Source organism: Streptomyces sp. NPDC002851, from assembly GCF_053591935.1.
On the sequence record NZ_JBSFUT010000008.1, the window covers coordinates 133,512 to 153,101 of the forward strand.

At 70.2% G+C, this 19,590-nt stretch carries 12 protein-coding genes; 1 reads left to right on the top strand and 11 read right to left on the bottom strand.

Going from position 1 to position 19,590, the window contains the following annotated elements:
• Positions 1 to 177 precede the first annotated feature (177 nt).
• The 6 genes from ACWD10_RS11465 to ACWD10_RS11490 all read right to left on the bottom strand — a co-directional run bounded on the left by ACWD10_RS11465 (position 178) and on the right by ACWD10_RS11490 (position 10,049).
• Positions 178 to 381: a cold-shock protein gene (locus ACWD10_RS11465; protein ID WP_451089475.1), complete on the bottom strand. Its 204-nt coding sequence runs from the start codon at positions 379 to 381 to the stop codon at positions 178 to 180.
• Positions 382 to 646: 265 nt separating this feature from the next.
• Positions 647 to 4,024, bottom strand: coding sequence for a pyruvate carboxylase (locus ACWD10_RS11470; protein WP_451089477.1), 3,378 nt, complete (start codon positions 4,022 to 4,024; stop codon positions 647 to 649).
• A 250-nt stretch (positions 4,025 to 4,274) separates the two neighbouring features.
• Entirely contained in the window at positions 4,275 to 5,642 is a 1,368-nt protein-coding gene (locus ACWD10_RS11475; protein WP_451089479.1) for a wax ester/triacylglycerol synthase family O-acyltransferase, read from the bottom strand.
• Between the two features lie 253 nt (positions 5,643 to 5,895).
• Positions 5,896 to 6,363, bottom strand: a complete 468-nt coding sequence (locus tag ACWD10_RS11480) for an NUDIX domain-containing protein (RefSeq protein ID WP_451089481.1) — start codon at positions 6,361 to 6,363, stop codon at positions 5,896 to 5,898.
• A 65-nt stretch (positions 6,364 to 6,428) separates the two neighbouring features.
• A complete protein-coding gene (locus ACWD10_RS11485; RefSeq protein ID WP_451089483.1) occupies positions 6,429 to 7,262 on the bottom strand; it encodes an NAD-dependent epimerase/dehydratase family protein in 834 nt (277 codons plus the stop codon).
• Positions 7,263 to 7,442: 180 nt separating this feature from the next.
• Positions 7,443 to 10,049 carry a SpoIIE family protein phosphatase gene (locus ACWD10_RS11490; RefSeq protein WP_451089484.1) on the bottom strand — a complete coding sequence of 869 codons (2,607 nt, stop codon included), beginning with the start codon at positions 10,047 to 10,049 and terminating at the stop codon, positions 7,443 to 7,445.
• Positions 10,050 to 10,263: 214 nt separating this feature from the next.
• Here ACWD10_RS11490 and ACWD10_RS11495 point away from each other — a divergent pair, with 214 nt between their 5' ends.
• Positions 10,264 to 12,330, top strand: a complete 2,067-nt coding sequence (locus tag ACWD10_RS11495) for a SpoIIE family protein phosphatase (protein ID WP_451089486.1) — start codon at positions 10,264 to 10,266, stop codon at positions 12,328 to 12,330.
• A gap of 72 nt (positions 12,331 to 12,402) precedes the next feature.
• Here ACWD10_RS11495 and ACWD10_RS11500 read toward each other — a convergent pair whose 3' ends face one another.
• From ACWD10_RS11500 to ACWD10_RS11520, 5 genes are all read right to left on the bottom strand, one after another.
• The gene (locus ACWD10_RS11500; RefSeq protein ID WP_451089488.1) at positions 12,403 to 12,801 is read right to left on the bottom strand and encodes a YciI family protein; all 399 of its coding nucleotides are present in this window, start codon (positions 12,799 to 12,801) and stop codon (positions 12,403 to 12,405) included.
• Positions 12,802 to 12,898: 97 nt separating this feature from the next.
• Positions 12,899 to 14,293 (bottom strand): NAD-binding protein, encoded by a 1,395-nt coding sequence (locus tag ACWD10_RS11505; RefSeq protein WP_451089490.1) that lies wholly within the window; start codon positions 14,291 to 14,293, stop codon positions 12,899 to 12,901.
• A gap of 350 nt (positions 14,294 to 14,643) precedes the next feature.
• Entirely contained in the window at positions 14,644 to 15,453 is an 810-nt protein-coding gene (xdhC, locus tag ACWD10_RS11510; protein WP_451089689.1) for a xanthine dehydrogenase accessory protein XdhC, read from the bottom strand.
• Between the two features lies 1 nt (position 15,454).
• Complete coding sequence (gene xdhB / locus ACWD10_RS11515) at positions 15,455 to 17,854, bottom strand: xanthine dehydrogenase molybdopterin binding subunit (protein WP_451089492.1); 2,400 nt, start codon at positions 17,852 to 17,854, stop codon at positions 15,455 to 15,457.
• Complete coding sequence (locus ACWD10_RS11520) at positions 17,851 to 19,320, bottom strand: xanthine dehydrogenase small subunit (RefSeq protein ID WP_451089494.1); 1,470 nt, start codon at positions 19,318 to 19,320, stop codon at positions 17,851 to 17,853. Before ACWD10_RS11520 ends, xdhB begins: the two co-directional genes overlap by 4 nt.
• Positions 19,321 to 19,590 lie beyond the last annotated feature (270 nt).

Consider the following 19,590-nt stretch of genomic DNA (forward strand, 5'->3'; position numbering starts at 1 on the left):
CCAGAACAGCAACGGCGAACTCTACGTACTCAACCTCGGCGGCAGCATCAACCGCATCGACCCCGCATAACCCCAGGGAGACGGGAAGAGGCCAGGGACAGGAAGAGGGCCAGCACCTTCCCGGTGCTGGCCCTCTTCTGTCATGTCAGCCGTGGCAGGCTTGGCCTGTCAGGGTACTTACAGCGCGCGGACGTGCGAAGCCTGCGGGCCCTTGGGGCCCTGCACGACGTCGAACTCCACCTTCTGGTTCTCCTCCAGGCTGCGGTAGCCCGAGCTGTCGATCTCCGAGTAGTGCACGAAGACGTCCGGGCCGCCACCTTCCTGGGCGATGAAGCCAAAGCCCTTCTCGGCGTTGAACCACTTCACGGTTCCCTGAGTCATTGTTGCTCCTTACAGGGGCTGGTTGAGGGGACTCACACGGTGCGAGATCCCGGCCGGTTCACGACGCGGCTGCTCCAGCAACCTGGAAGGCAAGCTTCGCGCCCGCAACATCGTTCTCTGCGAGCATGCGATGAACACAAACACACACATAAAACTGCGACCACTTCGTACAACCAACCTGCCGTCGGAATCATTCCCGTCGTACCCGCGACACCCCCGCGATCACTGCTGTGGTCAGCAGCCAGCCCGCCGCCGATCAGGCGGATCAGCGGACCTCGAGCAACAGGTCGCCTCCCTCGACCTGCTGAATGGCGCCGATCGCCAAGCGGGCGACGGTGCCGCCGCGTTGGGTGGTGATGGTGGCTTCCATCTTCATGGCCTCGATGGTGGCGACGGTCTGCCCGGCCTCGACGGATGCCCCTTCTTCGACCTGCAGGGTGACGACCCCGGCGAAGGGGGCGGCGACGTGACGGTCGTCGCCGCGGTCGGCCTTCTCCGCGACCTTGACGTCGGTGGCGATCGAGGTGTCACGCACGGACACCGGGCGAAGCTGACCGTTCAGGGTGGCAAGGACCGTGCGGTAGCCGCGCTCGTCGGGCTCGGAGATCGCCTCCAGCTCGATCAGCAGGTTCACGCCCTGACCCAGAGTGACGGTGTGCTCGGTGTCGGGTTCCAGGCCGTAGAAGAAGTCCTTCGTCGAGAGCACCGAGGTGTCGCCATAGGTCTCGCGGTGGGTGTCGTACGCCTTGGTCGGTGCGGGGAACAGCAGCCGGTTCAGCGTGGCCCGTCGCGTATCGCGCAGCCCACGCCGGTCGTCGCCGGAGAGCTGTGGCGGCTCGGCCTGCGCGGGACGGCCCTCGAGGGCGCGGGTCCGGAAGGGCTCCGGCCAGCCTCCGGGCGGGTCGCCCAGTTCGCCGCGCAGGAATCCGATCACCGAGTCCGGCAGGTCGAACTTGGCCGGGTCGGACGCGAAGTCGCGCGCCTCGACTCCGGCACCGACCAGGTGGAGTGCGAGATCGCCTACGACCTTGGAGGACGGGGTGACCTTCACCAGGCGGCCCAGCATGTCGTCGGCGGCGGCGTAGCAGTCCTCGATCAGCTCGAACCGGTCGCCGAGCCCGAGCGCGAGCGCCTGCTGGCGCAGGTTGGAGAGCTGCCCGCCGGGGATCTCGTGGTGGTAGACGCGTCCGGTGGGCGAGGCCAGGCCGGACTCGAACGGCCGGTAGACCCTGCGTACGGCCTCCCAGTAGGGCTCGAGGTCGGCGACGGCCTGCAGGGACAGTCCGGTGGCCCGGTCGGTGTGGTCGGTGGCGGCGACCAGGGCGGACAGCGAGGGCTGGCTCGTCGTACCCGACATCGACGCGACCGCCGCGTCGACGGCGTCGACTCCGGCGTCGATCGCCGCGATGAGGGTGGCCAGCTGTCCGCCCGCGGTGTCGTGGGTGTGCAGGTGCACCGGCAGGTCGAAGCGTTCCCGCAGCGCGGTGACCAGCTTCCTCGCCGCCGGGGGACGCAGCAGCCCCGCCATGTCCTTGATCGCCAGGACGTGTGCACCGGCCTCGACGATCTGCTCGGCGAGGCGCAGGTAGTAATCGAGGGTGTAGAGCTGCTCGGCCGGATCGGACAGGTCGCCGGTGTAGCACAGGGCCACCTCGGCCAGCGCGGTCCCGGTCGCCCGTACCGCGTCGATGGCCGGGCGCATCTGCGAGACGTCGTTGAGCGCGTCGAAGATGCGGAAGATGTCCATGCCGGTGGCGGCGGCCTCGGCGACGAACGCGTCGGTGACCTCCGTCGGGTAGGGCGTGTAGCCGACGGTGTTGCGGCCGCGCAGCAGCATCTGGGTGCAGATGTTCGGCGCCGACTCACGCAGCAGCGCGAGCCGCTCCCACGGATCCTCCGCCAGGAAGCGCAGCGCGACGTCGTAGGTCGCACCGCCCCAGCACTCCAGGCTCAGCAACTGCGGTGCCGTGCGGGCGACATGGGGAGCGACAGCGAGCAGGTCCCGGGTCCGCACCCGGGTGGCGAGCAGCGACTGATGCGCGTCGCGGAACGTGGTGTCCGTGACCGCGACCGCGCTCTGCTGCCGCAGCTCGGCGGCGAAAGCTTCGGGGCCGAGCGCGGCGAGGCGCTGCCGGGAGCCCTGTGAGGGCGCATCGGAGAGGTTGGTGGAGGGGAGCTTGTCGACGGGCTCGACGACCACAGGTCGCGGCCCGTGCGGCTTGTTGACGGTGGTCTCGGCGAGGTAGTGCAGGATGCGGCTGCCCCGGTCGGCCGGAGGGCGGGCCCGCAGGAGCTGGGGCCGTTCGTCGATGAAGCTGGTGGTGACGTGCCCGGCCTGGAAGTCCGGGTCGTCGAGGACCGCGGCCAGGAAGGGCAGGTTCGTGGAGACTCCGCGGATACGGAACTCCGCGATGGCGCGGCGGGCCCTGCTCGCGGCGCCCGCGAAATCGTGGCCGTGGCAGGTCAGCTTCACCAGCATCGAGTCGAAGTGGGCGCTGACCTGGGCACCCGTGTGGACGGTGCCGCCGTCGAGGCGGACGCCGGGGCCGCCCGGGGAGCGGTAGGCGGAGATGGTGCCGGTGTCGGGCCGGAATCCGTTGGCGGGGTCCTCGGTGGTGATACGGCATTGCAGGGCGGCGCCGGACAGGACGATGTCGTCCTGGGTGAGGCCGAGCTCGGGCAGGGTGGCGCCGGACGCGATCCGCAGCTGCGCCATCACCAGGTCCCGGCCGGTGACCTGCTCGGTCACCGTGTGTTCCACCTGGATCCGCGGGTTCATTTCGATGAATACGTGGTTGCCGCGCTCGTCGACCAGGAACTCGACCGTGCCCGCGTTGACGTATCCGATGTGGCGGGCGAAGGCGACGGCGTCGGCGCAGATCCGCTCCCGCAGCTGCGGGTCCAGGTTCGGGGCCGGGGCGATCTCGACGACCTTCTGGTGGCGGCGCTGCACCGAGCAGTCCCGCTCGTAGAGGTGGACGACGTTTCCGGCGCCGTCGGCGAGTATCTGCACCTCGATATGGCGCGGGTTCACCACCGCCTGCTCGAGGAACACGGTGCCGTCACCGAAGGCGGACTCCGCCTCGCGCATCGCCGCCACGATGGCCTCACGCAGTTCCCCGGGCTGCGCGACGCGCCGCATACCGCGGCCCCCGCCACCGGCGACCGCCTTGACGAACAGCGGGAACCCCACATCACCGGCCGCGGTCAGCAGCCCCTCCACGTCCGTGGACGGCTCGGACGACGCCAGGACGGGCACCCCGGCCTCGCGCGCCGCCGCGACCGCGCGCGACTTGTTGCCCGTCAGGTGCAGCACGTCCGCGGGCGGGCCGATGAACGTGATGCCGGCATCCGCGCAGGCAGCGGCCAGGTCGGGGTTCTCCGACAGGAAGCCGTAGCCGGGGTAGACCGCGTCCGCACCGGCCTTGCGCGCGGCCCGGACCACCTCGTCGACCGACAGGTACGCCCGCACGGGGTGGCCGCGCTCCCCGATCAGGTACGACTCGTCGGCCTTCGCCCGGTGCAACGAGTTGCGGTCCTCGTGCGGGAACACCGCCACCGTAGAGATCCCCGACTCGAACGCGGCCCGGAACGCCCGGATCGCGATCTCACCCCGGTTGGCCACGAGAACTTTGCTGAACATCCGAATCCTCAACGTCGGTGGAGTAACACGGTGGGTGTGAAATGTACGGGCCGTGCGTACCCGTGGGGAGTCTTCGCGGGTCAGCGAACGCCATCCGCCCCTGTGATATCGATCATGTCCCCCGTGGTGTAACGCGAGCGGCCGGAGGCAGGACTCCCTGAAGGCGGCTCCCTTGATGCCGACGTTGACCGGGTCGAAGACCGGGTCGAGCCCGACCGCACGTTGACCGGGCTCCCCTGGCCGAGGGGCGTCACGGAGCGCAGGCGCTGACCAGCGAATCCGCCTCCTCGGACACCGCGCGGGCGAGCACATCCAGATCCGGGACGGACTCCGCGTCGGCGACGAGCCCGTAGTGCACGCTTCCGCGATACGTGGAGACGGCCACGGCCAGCGACTGCCCCTGGGCCAGCGGTGCCAGCGGGAAGACCTCGGTCAGCGGGCAGCCGCCCAGCGTCAGACCGAGGCTGGGCAGCGGCACACTGGTGACAAGCAGGTCGAAGAGCAGCCGTGCGCCGCGCCCGACCAATCCCCCGCCGAACCGGTGCCCGAGCGGCGGCACATGGTCGGCGAGGAGCGCCACGGCCCCGGCGCCGCGGTTCGGCCCGTGGTCCTTGCGCCGGTCCATCGCGGCCCGCACGGTACGCAGCCGCTCGACGGGGTCCGCCTCGGCGACGGGCAGTCTGACCACGTATCCGGAGAGCCGGTTGCCCTGTGGGTGGGCGGTGCGCGGACGGCGGCGCGAGACGGGGATCAGGGCGCGCGGCTCCACCCCGTCGCTGCCGTCGCCTCGCTCGTCGAGCCAGCGCCGCACGGCCCCGGCCACGACCGCGATCAGCACGTCGTTGACGGTACCGCCGACGGTCTTCCGGATCCGGTGGACGTCGTCCAGGTCGAGCACCACGCCGGCGGTGCGCCGGGTGCCCCCGCCCCGCGAGGTGAGCGCGGGTGATGTGCGCACGTCCCAGCTGGCCCGGGCCACGGACGCGCCGATGGAAAGAGCCCGCGTGGCATCGCCCACGACCGAGCGCACGTGATCCGAGTACCGCCCGGGCTCGAGGTCTTTCAGGGTGACGTCGCGCATGCCGAGGAACGGCAGCCGCGGCCACCGCTGCGGCTCGGGCTCCTGCCGGGGCGCCTTCGCGGCCGGGAGGTCCGTCGGGTCAAGGACGGCGGCGGCCAGCGCCAGGGCGCGCAGCCCGTCGGCGAGGGCGTGATGGAACTTGAACAGCACGGCGAAGGAGCCACCGTCCACCGACGGCAGCACATGCGCTTCCCACGGTGGACGCGTCCGGTCCAGGGGCCGCTCCATCAGAGCCCCGGCCGCCGCGTGGAAGTCGTCCACGGGCTCGCCGAGCCGGACGTGCTCCAACGGGTCGAATCCGGTGGCGGGCACCCGGGCCGCGCCGCCCACGGGTACGAGCACACCGGCTATCCGCATGCGCAGGCCCGGCACCCCCGCCGCACGCGTCGCGAGCAACTCGTGGGCATGCTTGGCCGCACCGGGCCCATCGGCCGTGAACACACCCAACGCACCGAGATGCATGGGGTGTTCGGGGGTCTCGATGTGCCAGAAGGCAAGGTCGAGTGGGGCGAGCAGGTCCGAACTCTTCGCAGTCATGAAGTGCTTTCAGGTCGGCGCCGGGATCTGGCAGTCAACAGCCAGCACTCGATTACGGTCAAGTACGGTCTCGACACGGTCAGTTAACAACAGATGAAGATCCGCCACGGCGGGAAAAGTGGGCCCCCGAGGGCACGGCGTACCGGGCTGTCCGCCACCGGATGCCGTCGAACCCGCCCGAGGAACGGCAGGCCGAGGGCATCGGCCCGGGCGGCAGCGGCAGCGGCGCTCAGGGGCTCAGGGGCTCAGCCCATCAGGCGTTCAGGCGTTCCAGCAGGCGCGCCAGGAAGACCGCTTGCCCCTTCACCAGTTTCCCGGCCGCTGCCTCCGGAACGAACCATGCGACCCGGTCGATCTCAGGGAACTCCCTGAGGGATCCCGACCCTTTGGGCCACTCCATCGAGAAGGTGCCGGGCACGATCTGGTCCGGGTCGAGATCCCCTTCCACTGCCCACACGGTGACAACCTTGCCGTTCGACTGCCGCGTCTCGCCCAGCGGCAGATAGGCGCCCTGGGGTGGCGCCAGGCCCAACTCCTCCTCGAACTCCCGGCGCGCGGCGGCCATCGGCTGTTCGTCCGGCTCGTACTCGCCCTTGGGAATCGACCAGGCGCCCGCGTCGCGGTGCGCCCAGAAAGGCCCGCCCATGTGCCCGAGCAGCACCTCCGTACCGTCTGCCGTCCTGCGGTAGAGCAGCAGTCCCGCACTGCGCCGTTCCGTCATGGCCTCAGTAAACCGCTGCTCCAAGGATGGCTCGCTGCGCCCACGCGGGGCTGCCGTCGGATCACTCATGCGCTCTGCCCGTCTGCGGCATCGCTCAGTAGTTGCCGGACTCCGCGAACAGGGCGGTATCCGAAGGCGTTCGCGGCGGCGGTCGAGTCGTACACCCGGTCCAGGCGATCGGGCACCGGCCACCCGTGGTCACGGAATGCCTCGAAGACGTCCGGAGCCCGACCGGCGAGGACCGCGCCCGCGTCGTGGTGAAGGGCAAGGCAGTCCTCTCGGTGAAACAGGTGCGGCCCGGAGATGTTGAACGTGCCGGTCACGGTGGCGTGCGTCGCGGCCAGGACCCCCGCCGTCGCGACATCGGCCACGTCGACCGCCCGGTGCAGCAGGTGGCGGGCCAGCACAGGCAGCGGCTCCGGAAAGCATCGCGCTATGCGCAGCGTGACCGAGGGCACGCCGCAGGCGGCGACCAGATCCTCGGCGGCCAGCTTGGTCTCGTCGTAGATGTCCCGGGGAAGCGGCGTGAGTTGCTCGTCCACCCAGACCGCGCGGTCGGTGGGCACCAAGGCGTGTCCGTAGACGCTCGTACTGCTGATGTAGAGAACACGCCGGACGTCGAGGCGGGCAGCGTCCTCGAGCAATTCCGCGGTCACATCGACGTTCACGGCGCGGAACTCTTCATCGGTCAGGCGTCCGACGTGCGGGGCGTGCAAGGCGGCGGCATGGACCAGGACATCAGCCGACGGCAATGCGCCCCACCGCACGCGCCGATCCCTGAGGTCTCCGACGACACTCGTCCAACAGCCGGGCACCCGGTCCACGCCGCGGACCACCCAGCCGGCCGCGTCGAAGGCCGCCGCCAGGGCCGATCCGACCCGGCCCGAACTTCCCGTCACCACAACCACCCCAGCAGGGGCTGCTTTCCGCCGCTCCGTCCGCACGCCCTGATGCTGTCATCCCCGCGCGAAGCCGATCCATGAATTGCTGAAAGGCGCTACGTCGGCGCTGAAGGCGGGGACGTCGGCCGTCCCAGTGAACCGCCGTGCCGCCGCCCACCCATCCTTGAGCCGGAGCCCTCAAGGGGCGGCCTCCGGATCGACGACCTCACCGTCGGCGTCACACCCGTCGGCGTCACACCCGTCGGCCGCTGCCACGACAGCGCGGACAGCTCCGCCCGGGATCTCCTGTTCGGCCCAGATGATCTTTCCGCCTGCCGTGTACCGGGCACCCCAGCGATGGGCGAGCTGGGCCACCAGGAAGAGGCCACGGCCGCCTTCGTCCATGCTCCGGGCGTGCCTCAGCCGCGGGGCCGTGCTACTGGCGTCGGCGACCTCGCAGGTCAAGCGGAAGTCGCGGAGCAGTCGCAGGCGCATGGGCGGGGCGGCGTAGCGAATCGCGTTGGTGACCAGTTCGCTGACGATGAGTTCGGTCGTCATGGCCAGTTCCCCGAGGCCCCAGGCTTCCACTTGGCGAGTCGCGCGGGCCCGGAGGTCGGCGACGGCGGCCGGGTCCGTGGGCACGTCCCACGAGATGACGTGGTCGGCACCCAGGGCGTGCGTGCGCGCCAACAGAAGGGCGATGTCGTCGGGTTGAGGCACGGGCACGAGCTGCCGCACCGCGGACGTGCACAGTGTTCGAAGGTCGGGGTCGGCGGCGGCGGCCTTGGCCAGCACATCGCCGAATCGGGACATGCCCAGCTCCATGTCATGGTCGGCCCCTCGGATGAGGCCGTCGGTGTAGAGGCCGAACAGGCTGTTCTCGGCGAGCTCGATCTCGGTGGCTTCGAACGCCACCCCTCCCAGGCCGAGCGGAGGCCCGGCGGGCGGTTCCGGGAAGGAGACGTGCCCGTCGGGTGCCACGACGACAGGTGGCGGATGTCCGGCCCGGGCCATCGTGCAACGCCTGGTGACCGGATCGTAGACGGCGTACAGGCAAGTTGCTCCGAGGAAAGCCGTCGCGTTCTTGTTGGCCGCATCGGTCGCGTCGGCCGCATCGGCCGCATCGGCCGCGTCGCCTTCGGGCTCCTCCTCGCTCAACCGGAGCACGAGATCGTCGAGATGAGCGAGGAGTTCGTCGGGAGGCATCTCCATGTCGGCGAGGGTCTGCACCGCGGTGCGCAGTCGGCCCATGGTCGCCGCCGCGGTGATGCCGTGACCCACCACATCGCCGACGACCAGGCCCACTCGGGCGCCGGACAGCGGGATCACGTCGAACCAGTCGCCGCCGACCCCGCCTGTCGCGTCCGCCGGCAGATAGGAGGAGGCCACGTCAAGCGCTGTTCCTCCGGTCAGGGCGTGGGGCAGCAGACTGCGCTGAAGGGTGACCGCAGCCGTGTGTTCCCGGGTGTAGCGACGGGCGTTGTCGACGCACAACGCTGCCCGCGCCACCAGCTCTTGGGCCAGCAGGACATCGTCGGGCTGAAAGGAGACGGAATTGAGGGACCGGGCGAACGTGGTGAGGCCCAGGGCTGTGTTCCGCGCCCGCATCGGTACGGAGATGAGGGAGTGCAGTCCGTACGCGCGGATGCTCGCCGCTCTGGTGGGCTGTTCGGCCACCCACAAGTCGTCGTCCGGGTCCAGGACCGGGATGAGGATGGGCTCGCCGTCGATGAGCAGATTCACGTCGTGCGGCGGGGGCAGAAAGTCCACCCTGTCCCCGATCTGCGCCACGGCCTCCGGGCAGCCTTCTCGCACTGAGCTCATTCCGGCGCGGCGCATCATCGGCTTGGCGGGGGCCGGTCCCGCGTCGGTCAGCCACGCTCCGTGCCCCTCGGTGCTGAGGACGGGCTCCAGGAGATCGACGACGACGAAGTCCGCGAAGCGGGGGACAGCGAAGTCGGCAAGCTCCTGAGCCGTCCGCATCACGTCAAGAGTCCTGCCGATGCTGGTCCCGGCCTCATTGACCAGCGAAAGGAGCTGGCGCGCGTTCCACCGCTCGGTGACGTCCAGGACCATGTAGCAGACCCCGGTGACGGAGTTGTCGGCGTCGACCAGGGGGAAGAAGGAGGTGGAGTAGGCGTGTTGGCGATGTGGATCGGCCCAACTCCATCCCACGTACTCGTAGTCGGTCACCGGGACTCCGGTCGTCAGGACCTTACGCATGACCCCCTCGATGGCCTCCGTCTGCAGCCCGGGCAACAGCTCGCTCAGGCGACGTCCAAGGCGCTGCTCGCGGGGCACACCGCCGAAGCGTTCCAGGGTGTCGTTCAGCCACACGTAGCGCAGCTGCGTATCCATGACCGCCATGCCGACGGGCGAGCGGGTCAGGAAGTCGTCGAGTACGGACTGGCCGACCGTCCACTGCTGCCGCTGCTCCCATGCCGAGATCAGGAAACACTCGTCCCCGCCGATGCGGAAGGACGCGGAGACCCGCAGGTGTACGTCGATACGCCTGCCGTCTCGGTGCCGTACGGGGATGAGACCGGTCCATCCCTGTCCGGCGCGGCACCGCTCCGCGATGCCGACGACGCGTACCGGATCCCCGGGCATCGCGAGAAGACGCGCGGCGGAGCCGCCGACGATCTCCGGCGCCGGGTAGCCGAGAAGTGCTTCGGCGCCCCGGGTCCAGCCGACCACGATCCCATCTGCGTCCACCACCGCTGCCGCGTCGGTGGACGCGTCGAAGGCATCAGGCGGCCCTGTCGACGTGGGCACATCGGATCCGTTTCGTGGAGAACCCACCATTCTTTCCACCTCTACAGGCCATAGTCCTGCTTGTCCGCCCGATGTGCACGGACTCAACGCACTCAACGGTGCCCGCCACGCGCCGACGCTGGGCAGGGCAAAGAGCCTGGGGCAGGGGCAGCATGGAAGGGCGGCTAGTCGGAACCCGGGCGTGCAGCGATGCCGGCAGGAGGCCGGAACGTCCTGCCTGCCGACGGGTGGAGGAGGACCTGCGATGACGGCCGAATCCTTCCAGTCCAACGGTGACGAGTACGGCTCCGAGCCGCCCCTGCCGACCGGCCTGCTCGATGTGCTGAGCGTGGCCGCGGTCGTCGTCGACGCCGACGGGCGCCTGGTGTTCTGGACCCCGCAGGCCGAGGAACTCTTCGGCTACACCTCGGAAGAGGCCCTGGGCACACACGCGGCGCGGCTGTTCATCCATCCCGAGCACCTGGGGGCGGTCACGCGTCTGTTCACGGAGGTCCTGGAAACCGGCCGGAGCTGGGCCGGTGCCTTCCCCATCCGGCACAAGGACGGCAGCACCCGGCTGACGGAGTTCCGGAACATGCGCCTCCATGACGATCTCGGAGATGTCTACGCGCTGGGCATCGCGGCCGACCACAGCCTGCTCCAGCGCGTCGAGACCGATCTGGCGCTGTGCGAACGGTTGATCACCCAGTCACCGATCGGCCTCGCCCTCCTCGACTCCGACCTGCGGTATCTCCTGGTCAACCCGGCACTGGAGCGGATCGACGGCATCCCCGCCGAGGACCACACCGGCCGGGGTCTGCGGGAGACCCTGCCCTTCCTCGACATCGACACCGTCGAGTCCGCGCTGCGGCAGGTGCTCACCACGGGCACCCCGCTGCTCGACCAGTACCACGTGGGGCGCCCGCCGGCCGACCCCGAACACGAGCACGCCTGGTCCCTCTCCTTCTACCGGCTCGAGGACCCCGGCGGGCGGGTCCTGGGCGCGGCCGCCTCGGTCGTCGACGTCACCGAGCGGCACCGCGTGGCCGCCGAGGCCGACCGGGCCCGGCGACGCCTGGCCCTCATCGCCGACGCCTCGACCCGCGTCGGCACCACGCTGGAGGTGGAGCAGACCGCCGCCGAGCTGGCCGAGATCGCCACCCCCGAGCTCGCCGACGTGGTCGCCGTGGACGTTCTCGACTCCGCCCTGGCCTGCCGCCGCGCCCGCAGACCGGACAACGGCCCGGAACTGTTCCGCGCCCTCGCTCTCAAGGCGGGCCACCCCACCGTGGCGCTGCGCGCCGCCGACCCGCCCGGTCAGCTCGCCGCCTACGACGGTGACCGGCTTGTCACTCTGTGTGTCCACACCGGCCGCCCGGTCCTGGTGCGCCACGTCGGCGATCACGATCTGCCGCGTATCGCCCGTGACGCCGAGGCCGCCTCGCTACTGGCCCGCGCCGGCGTCCACTCGTATCTCGCCGTACCGCTGATCGCCCACGGCGAGGTGCTCGGCGCCCTCGACCTCAAGCGCACCCGCAACCCGCTCCCCTTCGACGATGACGATGTCGTCCTGGCCAGTGAGCTGGCCGGCCGTGCCGCCGTGGCCATCGACAACGCCCGCTGGTTCCAGAGCGTGCGCAACACCGCCCTCACCCTGCAGCGCAGCCTCCTGCCCGACCACCCGCCTCGTCACCCCGGTCTCGACCTCGCCTCGCGCTATCAGCCCGCCCAGGCCACCACCGAGGTCGGCGGCGACTGGTACGACGCCATCCCCCTGACCGATGACCGGACCGCCCTGGTCGTCGGCGACGTCATGGGCAACGGCATCGACGCCGCCGCCACCATGGGCCGACTACGCACCGCCACCTGCGCGTACGCCGAACTCGACCTCGACCCCGGCGCCGTGCTCCGGCACCTGGACAAGATCACCTGCGACCTGGAGCACTACATCGTCACGTGCCTCTACGCCGTGTACGACCCCCGTACGAGGCAGTGCCACATCGCCAACGCCGGACACATGCCGCCCGCGCTGGCCCGCTCGGACCACACCGCCACGCTGCTCGACCTGCCCACCGGCGCTCCGCTCGGCGTCGGCGGCATCCCCTTCGAGACCACCACGGTCCGCCTCGACCCCGGCGACCTGCTTGTCCTCTACACCGACGGCCTCGTCGAGACCCGGCAACACCCCCTCGACGACCGCCTCAACACCCTCCTCAGCTTCCTCGACGCCCCCGACCGGCCCCTCGAAGAGACCTGCGACCTCCTGCTGTACGGCCTGCGCCACCCCGACGACCACGACGACGTCGCGCTCCTCGTCGCCCGGGCGCTGTAGCCGTTCGCCCGGGCCCTATAGCCAGCCGTCACGTAGGCGTCGCGGACCCACGCACCGGTACCGGCTCTCTGATCACGCCTCGATGGGCCGGATCACGACCGGGTAGTCCGGCGTCCCGTGCGGGATGGGGCACTGCGCGACCCGCTTCGCGATCTCCGTGACCCGTTCCTGACTCGCGCAGTCGACCACCCAGTACCCGGCGAGCACCACCTCGGTCTCGCCGTACGGGGCGTCCGCGACGACGAACTCACCGTTCTCGTCGCGGGTGACCGTACGGGCCTGGGCCGGTGAGGTGAGGCCGTTGCCGTCGACGAGCTCGCCGGACGCGGCCAGGTCGTCGTTGACGCGCCCCATGAACGCGTACATCTCCTGCAGTTCCTGCTCACTCCAGGCCGGGCTGTGCGCGGACGCCTTGCCGCTCATCGCCTCGTAGTCGGCCTGCGAGCCCTGAACCGCCAACAGGTACTTCATGAGTCCACTCCTCGTGCGGGGGGGGGCGCCCGGTACGGGCTTTCACAATGAGGACCGCGGAACGGCTCCGAACTCATCGCTCACCCGAAACAGCGGGTCAGGCCCGTGCCACCTCGTGTGCAGGCGTCGCGTCCCAGGTCGCGAGGTCCACGACCCGGTCGTCCGCGAAGAGTGCGCAGGTGCGGCCGTCCGCCACGAACACGCTGCGCAGTTCGGCGTCGAGGACGGTCGCGGCGACGAATGTGCTGACGATGAGCGGGAAGTCGCAGACGGCGCCGATGCGGAAGAGCGACTGCGATTCGGTGGTGACCTCGTCGCCTCCGGCGCGCAGCACGATGCGCTGGTCCCCGGCGACGGCCCGGGTGGCGACCGCGACGGCGATGTTCCCCAGGCCGTCCGAGGCGACCGCCGCCAGGGCGCGGGCCCGCCGTACGGAGAGCCGCTCCAGCAGAAAGCGGTCGCCGCCACGGCCGATGACGACGGGGATGTTGAGCGAGCGGGCCAGCGGAAGGCAGGGGGCCTGCCGGTTCCGCTCGACGGCGACGACCTTGACGCCGAGGTCCCGCAGCCGGGCGGACAGGCGCAGGCCGACCTGTCCGAGGCCGACGACGATGACGTGGTTGCGGCGCGGGATGGAGCGGGCGCCGAGAATGCTGGTCATCCGGTGTCCGGTGAACCGGTCGACGACACCGGCGGTGAACACGGCGGCCAGGACGAGCACGCCGAGCATCGCGGCGGCGGAGAACACCTTGTACCAGCCGGGCCCGTGTTCGGCGGCGGGCGAGGAGCCGATCGTGGTGAGCGTACGGGCCGCGTTCCACACGGCCTCGGTCCAGTGCTCGTGCAGGACGAGCACCCCGAGCGCGACATCGACGGAGAAGGCGAGCAGCAGCGCGATCAGGCTTGCGACCAGTGCCTTCGCGGACTTGCCGAGGGAGCGGAACCAGGCGCTGACGGTGCTGCGCGGGTGCGGCTTGGGCACGGTGGCGAAGGCCCGCCGCGGCAGATGTTCGACGTCCGTGGTCGCGCCTTCCCGTCGTACGCCCACGAGGTCGTCGCCGACGGCCTGGAGCATGGCGTACTGGGGAGCGAGACAGTTGGCCAGGAGGCTGGGCAGGATCGCGTCGGTCATGCTCAGGGCGGTGCAGTTGGGGATGGTCCGCGATACCTCTTCGGCGACCGTACGGTCGAAGATCGTCACGACCAGGCGGACCCCGGGCTTGAGGTGCTCGGCGAGGAGCGCGTACCGCAGGGCGACCATGTCGTCGCGGGAGACGATGGCGATGCTGTCGACGGGACCGTTCAACTGCCGCCGCAGGGCGTCGTCGTCGGGGCGGGGCAGGCGGTGCGCGGTGCTCCCCCAGCGTTCGATGCAGGCGGCCGCGGAGCGGCCCAGGGTCGCGTCGTCCTCGATGATCACGACGTCCCGGCCGGTGGCGGGAGTGTGCGGGCGTGGGGCGGCACGGTCGCCGGAAGATATCTGTGGGCTCAACCTGTCGGCCTCTCTACGACATCGGGGGCCGAAGGCACCCCTTGATTCGGAAGGCGCGGCAGTGCCTGATCGAGGCGGGCGCATACGCTTCGACGCCACCCGGATCGTCCGGTGCGCGCGCCCCGGCCACTCGCGCTCGAGGGGTGAGGAGCGCGGCCGGGAGGCGGAGATGAAGCGGGTTTCTTTGTAGCACCCGCCCTCTGTGACGCGGATTCACCAGCTCGTACAAGAGCGAGTGGCCGACTACGCAGATCTGTCGAATGCGCGGAGTCGGCTCGGTCCCGTACGGCGGCCGCCCCGCCACTTGAGCGTGCGTGGACCGCGGGCACCCGCTTCGGGCGAGGCGCTGCTCAGTTGCGGTCCTGTTCGAAGGTCCGGAGCAGGTCTGCCGCGACGCTCACCGCGATCGTGGCGGGTTCCTTGCCGGTGATCCCGGTGAGCCCGATCGGGGTTCTGATCCGGCCGATGGTGGTGGCGTCGTGGCCGCCCTCGGTGGCCAGGCGGTGCCGGAAGCGGGCCCATTTGGCGGCCGATCCGATCAGTCCGATGGAGCCGAGGCCGGTGGTGCGCAAGGCCGCGTCGCACAGCGCGGCGTCCTCGGCATGGTCATGGGTCATGATCAGGATGTGGGTGCCGGGTGCCAGCTCCGCCAGCGCCTCCTCCGGAAGCAACGGTGTGTGGTGCACGTGGATCTGCGCCACCGCATCCGCGAGCACGTCGAGCCGTTCGTCGGTGAGCATGTCGGGACGGGTGTCGATCAGGTGCAGATCGAGGTCGTGGCGGGCCAGGATGCGTGCCAGCTCAAGGCCGACGTGCCCGACGCCGAAGACCGCCACCGCCGGGACCACCGACAGCGGTTCGAGCAATACGGTGACGGCCCCGCCGCAGCATTGCACGCCGTGTCGGCTTGTGACCTTGTCGTTGAGAGCGAACTCCATCAGCTCCGGCTCCGGATCGGGCGTGCCGATGAGTTCACGGGCCCGGTCGATCGCGACGGCCTCGATGTTGCCGCCGCCGATCGAACCCCACGTCCCGGTCCGTCCCACGACGAGTTTGGCACCGGCCCGGCGGGGTGCGTGGCCGCGCACGGTCGCGACGGTCACGAGCACGCCGGGTTCCCGGCGGGCCCGCAACCTCGCGACCGCGGCCACCCAGGTCATCTCAGGCATGGCTCAACGCGCTTGTTCCGGTGGGGATTTCGCTGCCCGTACGAACGTGGTCGTTGCGCTGCGCGTCGCCGCCGCGGGCCGCTTCGATCGCCCAGTACACCGCCTCGGGTGTCGCGGGAGAGGCGAGCTCCACGCCGACTCCGGCGGGCCCGAATGCCGCGGCGGCCTGCCGCAACGCTTCCCGTACCGAGAACGCGAGCATCAGCGGAGGCTCACCCACCGCCTTGGACCCGTACACCGCGCCCTCTTCGGTGGCGTTCTCGAGGAGCGTGACGTTGAACTCCTCGGGCATCTCCGAAAAGCTCGGCAGCTTGTACGTACTCGCCGCCTGGGTGAGCAGCCGACCGCGATTCGGGCCCGCACCGGTGTCCCAGCGCATGTCCTCGAGCGTCAGCCAGCCCGCGCCCTGCACGAAACCGCCCTCGACCTGACCGATGTCGATCATCGGGGACAGGCTGTCGCCGACATCGTGCACGATGTCGACCCGCCGGATGCGGTACACGCCGGTGAAGCCGTCCACCTCCACCTCGGCCGCTGCGGCGCCATAGGCGAAGTACTTGAACGGCGAGCCCTGGAACGTCTTCGCGTCCCAGTGCAGACCCTCGGTCCGGTAGAAACCGGCCGCCGACAGCTGAACGCGCTGGAAGTACGCGGTGCGCACCAGGTCGTCCCAGGCGAGCTCCGTGTCGTTGCCGAGGGCGCGCGCGACGCCCTCGACGATGCGTACGTCCGAGGCGTTCGCGCCCAGCTGGGTCGCGGCCACCTGAAGGAGCCGCGTACGCAGCTGCTCGCAGGCGTTCTTCACCGCCGCACCGTTGAGATCCGCCCCGGAACTGGCGGCGGTGGCTGAGGTGTTGGGCACCTTGTCGGTGCGCGTCGGGGCAAGCCGTACCTTGTGCAGCGGGATGCCAAGGGTGGTCGCGGCCACCTGCAGCATCTTGGTGTGCAGGCCCTGGCCCATCTCGGTGCCGCCGTGGTTGATGAGGACCGAGCCGTCCTTGTAGATCAGGACCAGCGCGCCGGCCTGGTTGAAGGCGGTGAGGTTGAACGAGATGCCGAACTTGATGCCCGTCATCGCGAGCGCCCGCTTGGTGTGGGGGTGCGCGGCATTGAAGGCCGCGATCTCGCGCGTACGGTCGGCGATGCTGGCGTTGTCCTTGACCTGCTGCCAGACGGTGGAGATCCGTTCGGGGTGAAGGACCGGCTGTCCGTACGGCGTCGAGTGGCCCTGCCGGTAGAAGTTGCGCTCCCGCAGCTCCATCGGATCCAGGCCGAGCAGCGGCGCGCACCGGCCCATGATGTCCTCGATCACCAGCATGCCCTGCGGTCCGCCGAAGCCGCGGAAGGCGGTGTTGGAGACCTTGTTGGTCTTGGCGATACGACCGGCGATGCGGGCGTGGGGAATCCAGTAGGTGTTGTCGATGTGGCACAGCGCGCGGGCCACGACCGGCTCGGACAGATCCAGGCTCCAGCCGCCGTCCGCGGTCAAGGTGGCGTCCAGCGCCTGGATACGGCCGTCGGCGTCGAAGCCGATCTTCCACGTGGCGTGGAACCCGTGCCGCTTGCCGGACATCGTCAGGTCCTGGGTCCGGTTGAGCCGCAGCCGGACCGGCCGACCGGTCAGCTTGGCACCGAGCGCGGCGACGGCCGCGAACCCGTGCGGCTGCATCTCCTTGCCGCCGAAGCCGCCACCCATCCGCAGGCACTGCACGGTCACCTCGTGGCTGTGCAGGCCGAGCACGTGCGCGACGATTTCCTGGGTCTCCGAAGGATGCTGGGTGCTGCTCTGGACGAACACCTGCCCGGCCTCGTCGACCTGGGCAAGCGCCGCGTGCGTCTCGAGATAGAAGTGCTCCTGATCGGAGAACTGGAACTCGCCGGTGAACACGTGCGCCGAGTCGGCGAAGCCCGCGTCGACGTCGCCGGTCCGCATCACGGGCCGAGCGCCGTGGAAGCTGTCGGCCGCGATCGCGTCCTGCAGCGTGATGACGGAAGGCAGTTCATCGAGTTCCACCTCGACGGCCGCCGCACCGAGCCGGGCCGCCTCCAGGGTCTCGCCGAGCACCCAGGCGACCGCGTGGCCGTGGAACATGACCTCGTCGGGGAAGAGCGGTTCGTCGTGCTTCATTCCGGCGTCGTTGACGCCGGGCACGTCGGCCCCGGTCAGCACGCGGACCACACCGGGCACGGCGAGCGCGGGCTCGGTGCGCAGCGCGGTGACCCTGCCGTGGGCCTTCATGACCTGGACCGGGTAGGCGTGCAGTACGTCCTTGGTGCGATGGACCAGGTCGTCGGTGTAGCGCGCGGTGCCGGTGACGTGCAGGTGGGCGCTCTCGTGCGGCATCGAGACGCCGACGACGGGCTTTTCGGGACGCTCGGACAACTGGCTCATGACGGCACCGCCTCGGTGGTTTGCGCGTACAGCTTGAGCAGGCTCTGGCCGAGCATCGCGGAGCGATAGTCGGCGCTGGCGCGGTGATCGTTCATCGGCGTGCCCTGGGCCCGCAGCATCTGGGCCGCGGCCTCCACGGTCTCCGCCGTCCAGGACTTGCCTTCCAGGGCCGCCTCGACGGCGAGGGCGCGGATCGGGGTGGCGGCCACGCCGCCCAGACCGATGCGGGCCTTGCGTACGAAACCGTCCTCGATGTCGAGCGCGAAACCCACCGCGACACTGGAGATGTCGTCGAAGCGCCGCTTGGCGATCTTGTGGAAGGCCGTGACCGGCGACAGCGGCAGCGGGATGCGCACCGCGCGGATCAGCTCGCCGGGACGGCGCACGCTCTGCCGGTAGCCGGTGAAGTAGTCCGCCAGCGGGACCTCGCGCTCACCGTCGGCGTCGGCGAGCAGCGCCGACGCCTCAAGGGCGAGCAGGACCGGCGGGCTGTCACCGATGGGCGAGCCGGTACCCAGGTTGCCGCCGAGGGTTGCGCTGTTGCGGATGAGCCGGGATGCGAACTGCGGGAACAGTTCCGCAAGGAGCGGGACGCTGCTGTCGAGGCGGCGTTCGATCTCGGTGAGCGTCAGCGCCGCCCCGATCTCGATGCGGTCGGATTCGACACGCAGCTCCCGCATTTCGGGCAGCCGGTCGACGGCGATCACACAACTCGCCCGCCGGGAGCGGATGTTGACCTCCACACCCCAGTCGGTGGACCCGGCGACCACCACGGCGTCGGGCCACTCGCGCAGCAACTGCAGCGCTTCGGTAAGGGTGCTCGGCCGCAGGAACGCGCTGTCGCCCTGGGTGTATGCGGTGGCAGCCGGTTCGGGCGGGGACTGCTCGCGACGCCGCGCCAGAGGGTCGTCGTCGGTGGGTTCCCCAACGGCGAACGCGGCATCGCGAATCGGGCGGTAGCCGGTGCAGCGGCACAGGTTTCCGCTCAGCGCATGCAGATCGAAACCGTTCGGACCGTGCTCGGGGTGGGTGCCGTCGGCCGACTCCGCCTGCGCGTCCGCACAGCGGTCGGGACGGTAGTACTCGGCGGCCATGCTGCACACGAACCCCGGTGTGCAGTACCCGCATTGGGAGCCGCCACGGACCGCCATCTCTGCCTGCACCGGGTGCAGCGTGGGCGCCGTGCCGCCTTCGCCTTCGATCGCCAGGCCCTCGGAGGTGACGATCTCCTGACCGTCGAGCGCCGCGACCGGGGCCAGACAGGCGTTGACCGCGACCCAGTCCGTGGGCTTGTTCGTCCCGGGACGGGCCACCAGGACCGAACAGGCGCCGCACTCGCCCTCGGCGCAGCCCTCCTTGGTGCCGGTGAGGCCGCGCTCGCGCAGAAAATCCAGCACCGTGGTGTGGGGCGCGGCCGGTGAAATCGGTGTCTCTTTCCCATTGACCGTGATCCGCGCCGCTACCATGACGCACCCTCATTTCGGCACGCGGTCGCGGTCGATCTGATTACCCTAGTCGCCATTTCAGAGCCTTCTGTTTCGGTGGCGCAGCCCGAGAGTCCCGGTGCGCAAACCAGCACGCGACGGCGTGCCGCAGGCGGTGACAGAAATCAAAAGAAGCCGGGGCCGTAATCGGGCACTCCGGAAAAAGGGGGCTGCTCAGCAGCCGTGCGCTACACGACCCGGAACCCAGGCATCCCGGCGGGCGAGGCGCTGCAGATCGGAGAAGGCCGACAT

Bases quoted from the DNA above. Each gene is read 5' to 3' on its own strand.
- xdhC (WP_451089689.1), bottom strand. From the start codon at position 15,453: ATGACCTGGGTGGCCGCGGTCGCGAGGTTGCGGGCCCGCCGGGAACCC.
- ACWD10_RS11490 (WP_451089484.1), bottom strand. From the start codon at position 10,049: ATGGTGGGTTCTCCACGAAACGGATCCGATGTGCCCACGTCGACAGGG.
- ACWD10_RS11500 (WP_451089488.1), bottom strand. From the start codon at position 12,801: ATGAAGTACCTGTTGGCGGTTCAGGGCTCGCAGGCCGACTACGAGGCG.
- xdhB (WP_451089492.1), bottom strand. From the start codon at position 17,854: ATGAGCCAGTTGTCCGAGCGTCCCGAAAAGCCCGTCGTCGGCGTCTCG.
- ACWD10_RS11475 (WP_451089479.1), bottom strand. From the start codon at position 5,642: ATGACTGCGAAGAGTTCGGACCTGCTCGCCCCACTCGACCTTGCCTTC.
- ACWD10_RS11470 (WP_451089477.1), bottom strand. From the start codon at position 4,024: ATGTTCAGCAAAGTTCTCGTGGCCAACCGGGGTGAGATCGCGATCCGG.
- ACWD10_RS11465 (WP_451089475.1), bottom strand. From the start codon at position 381: ATGACTCAGGGAACCGTGAAGTGGTTCAACGCCGAGAAGGGCTTTGGC.
- ACWD10_RS11480 (WP_451089481.1), bottom strand. From the start codon at position 6,363: ATGACGGAACGGCGCAGTGCGGGACTGCTGCTCTACCGCAGGACGGCA.
- ACWD10_RS11520 (WP_451089494.1), bottom strand. From the start codon at position 19,320: ATGGTAGCGGCGCGGATCACGGTCAATGGGAAAGAGACACCGATTTCA.
- ACWD10_RS11495 (WP_451089486.1), top strand. From the start codon at position 10,264: ATGACGGCCGAATCCTTCCAGTCCAACGGTGACGAGTACGGCTCCGAG.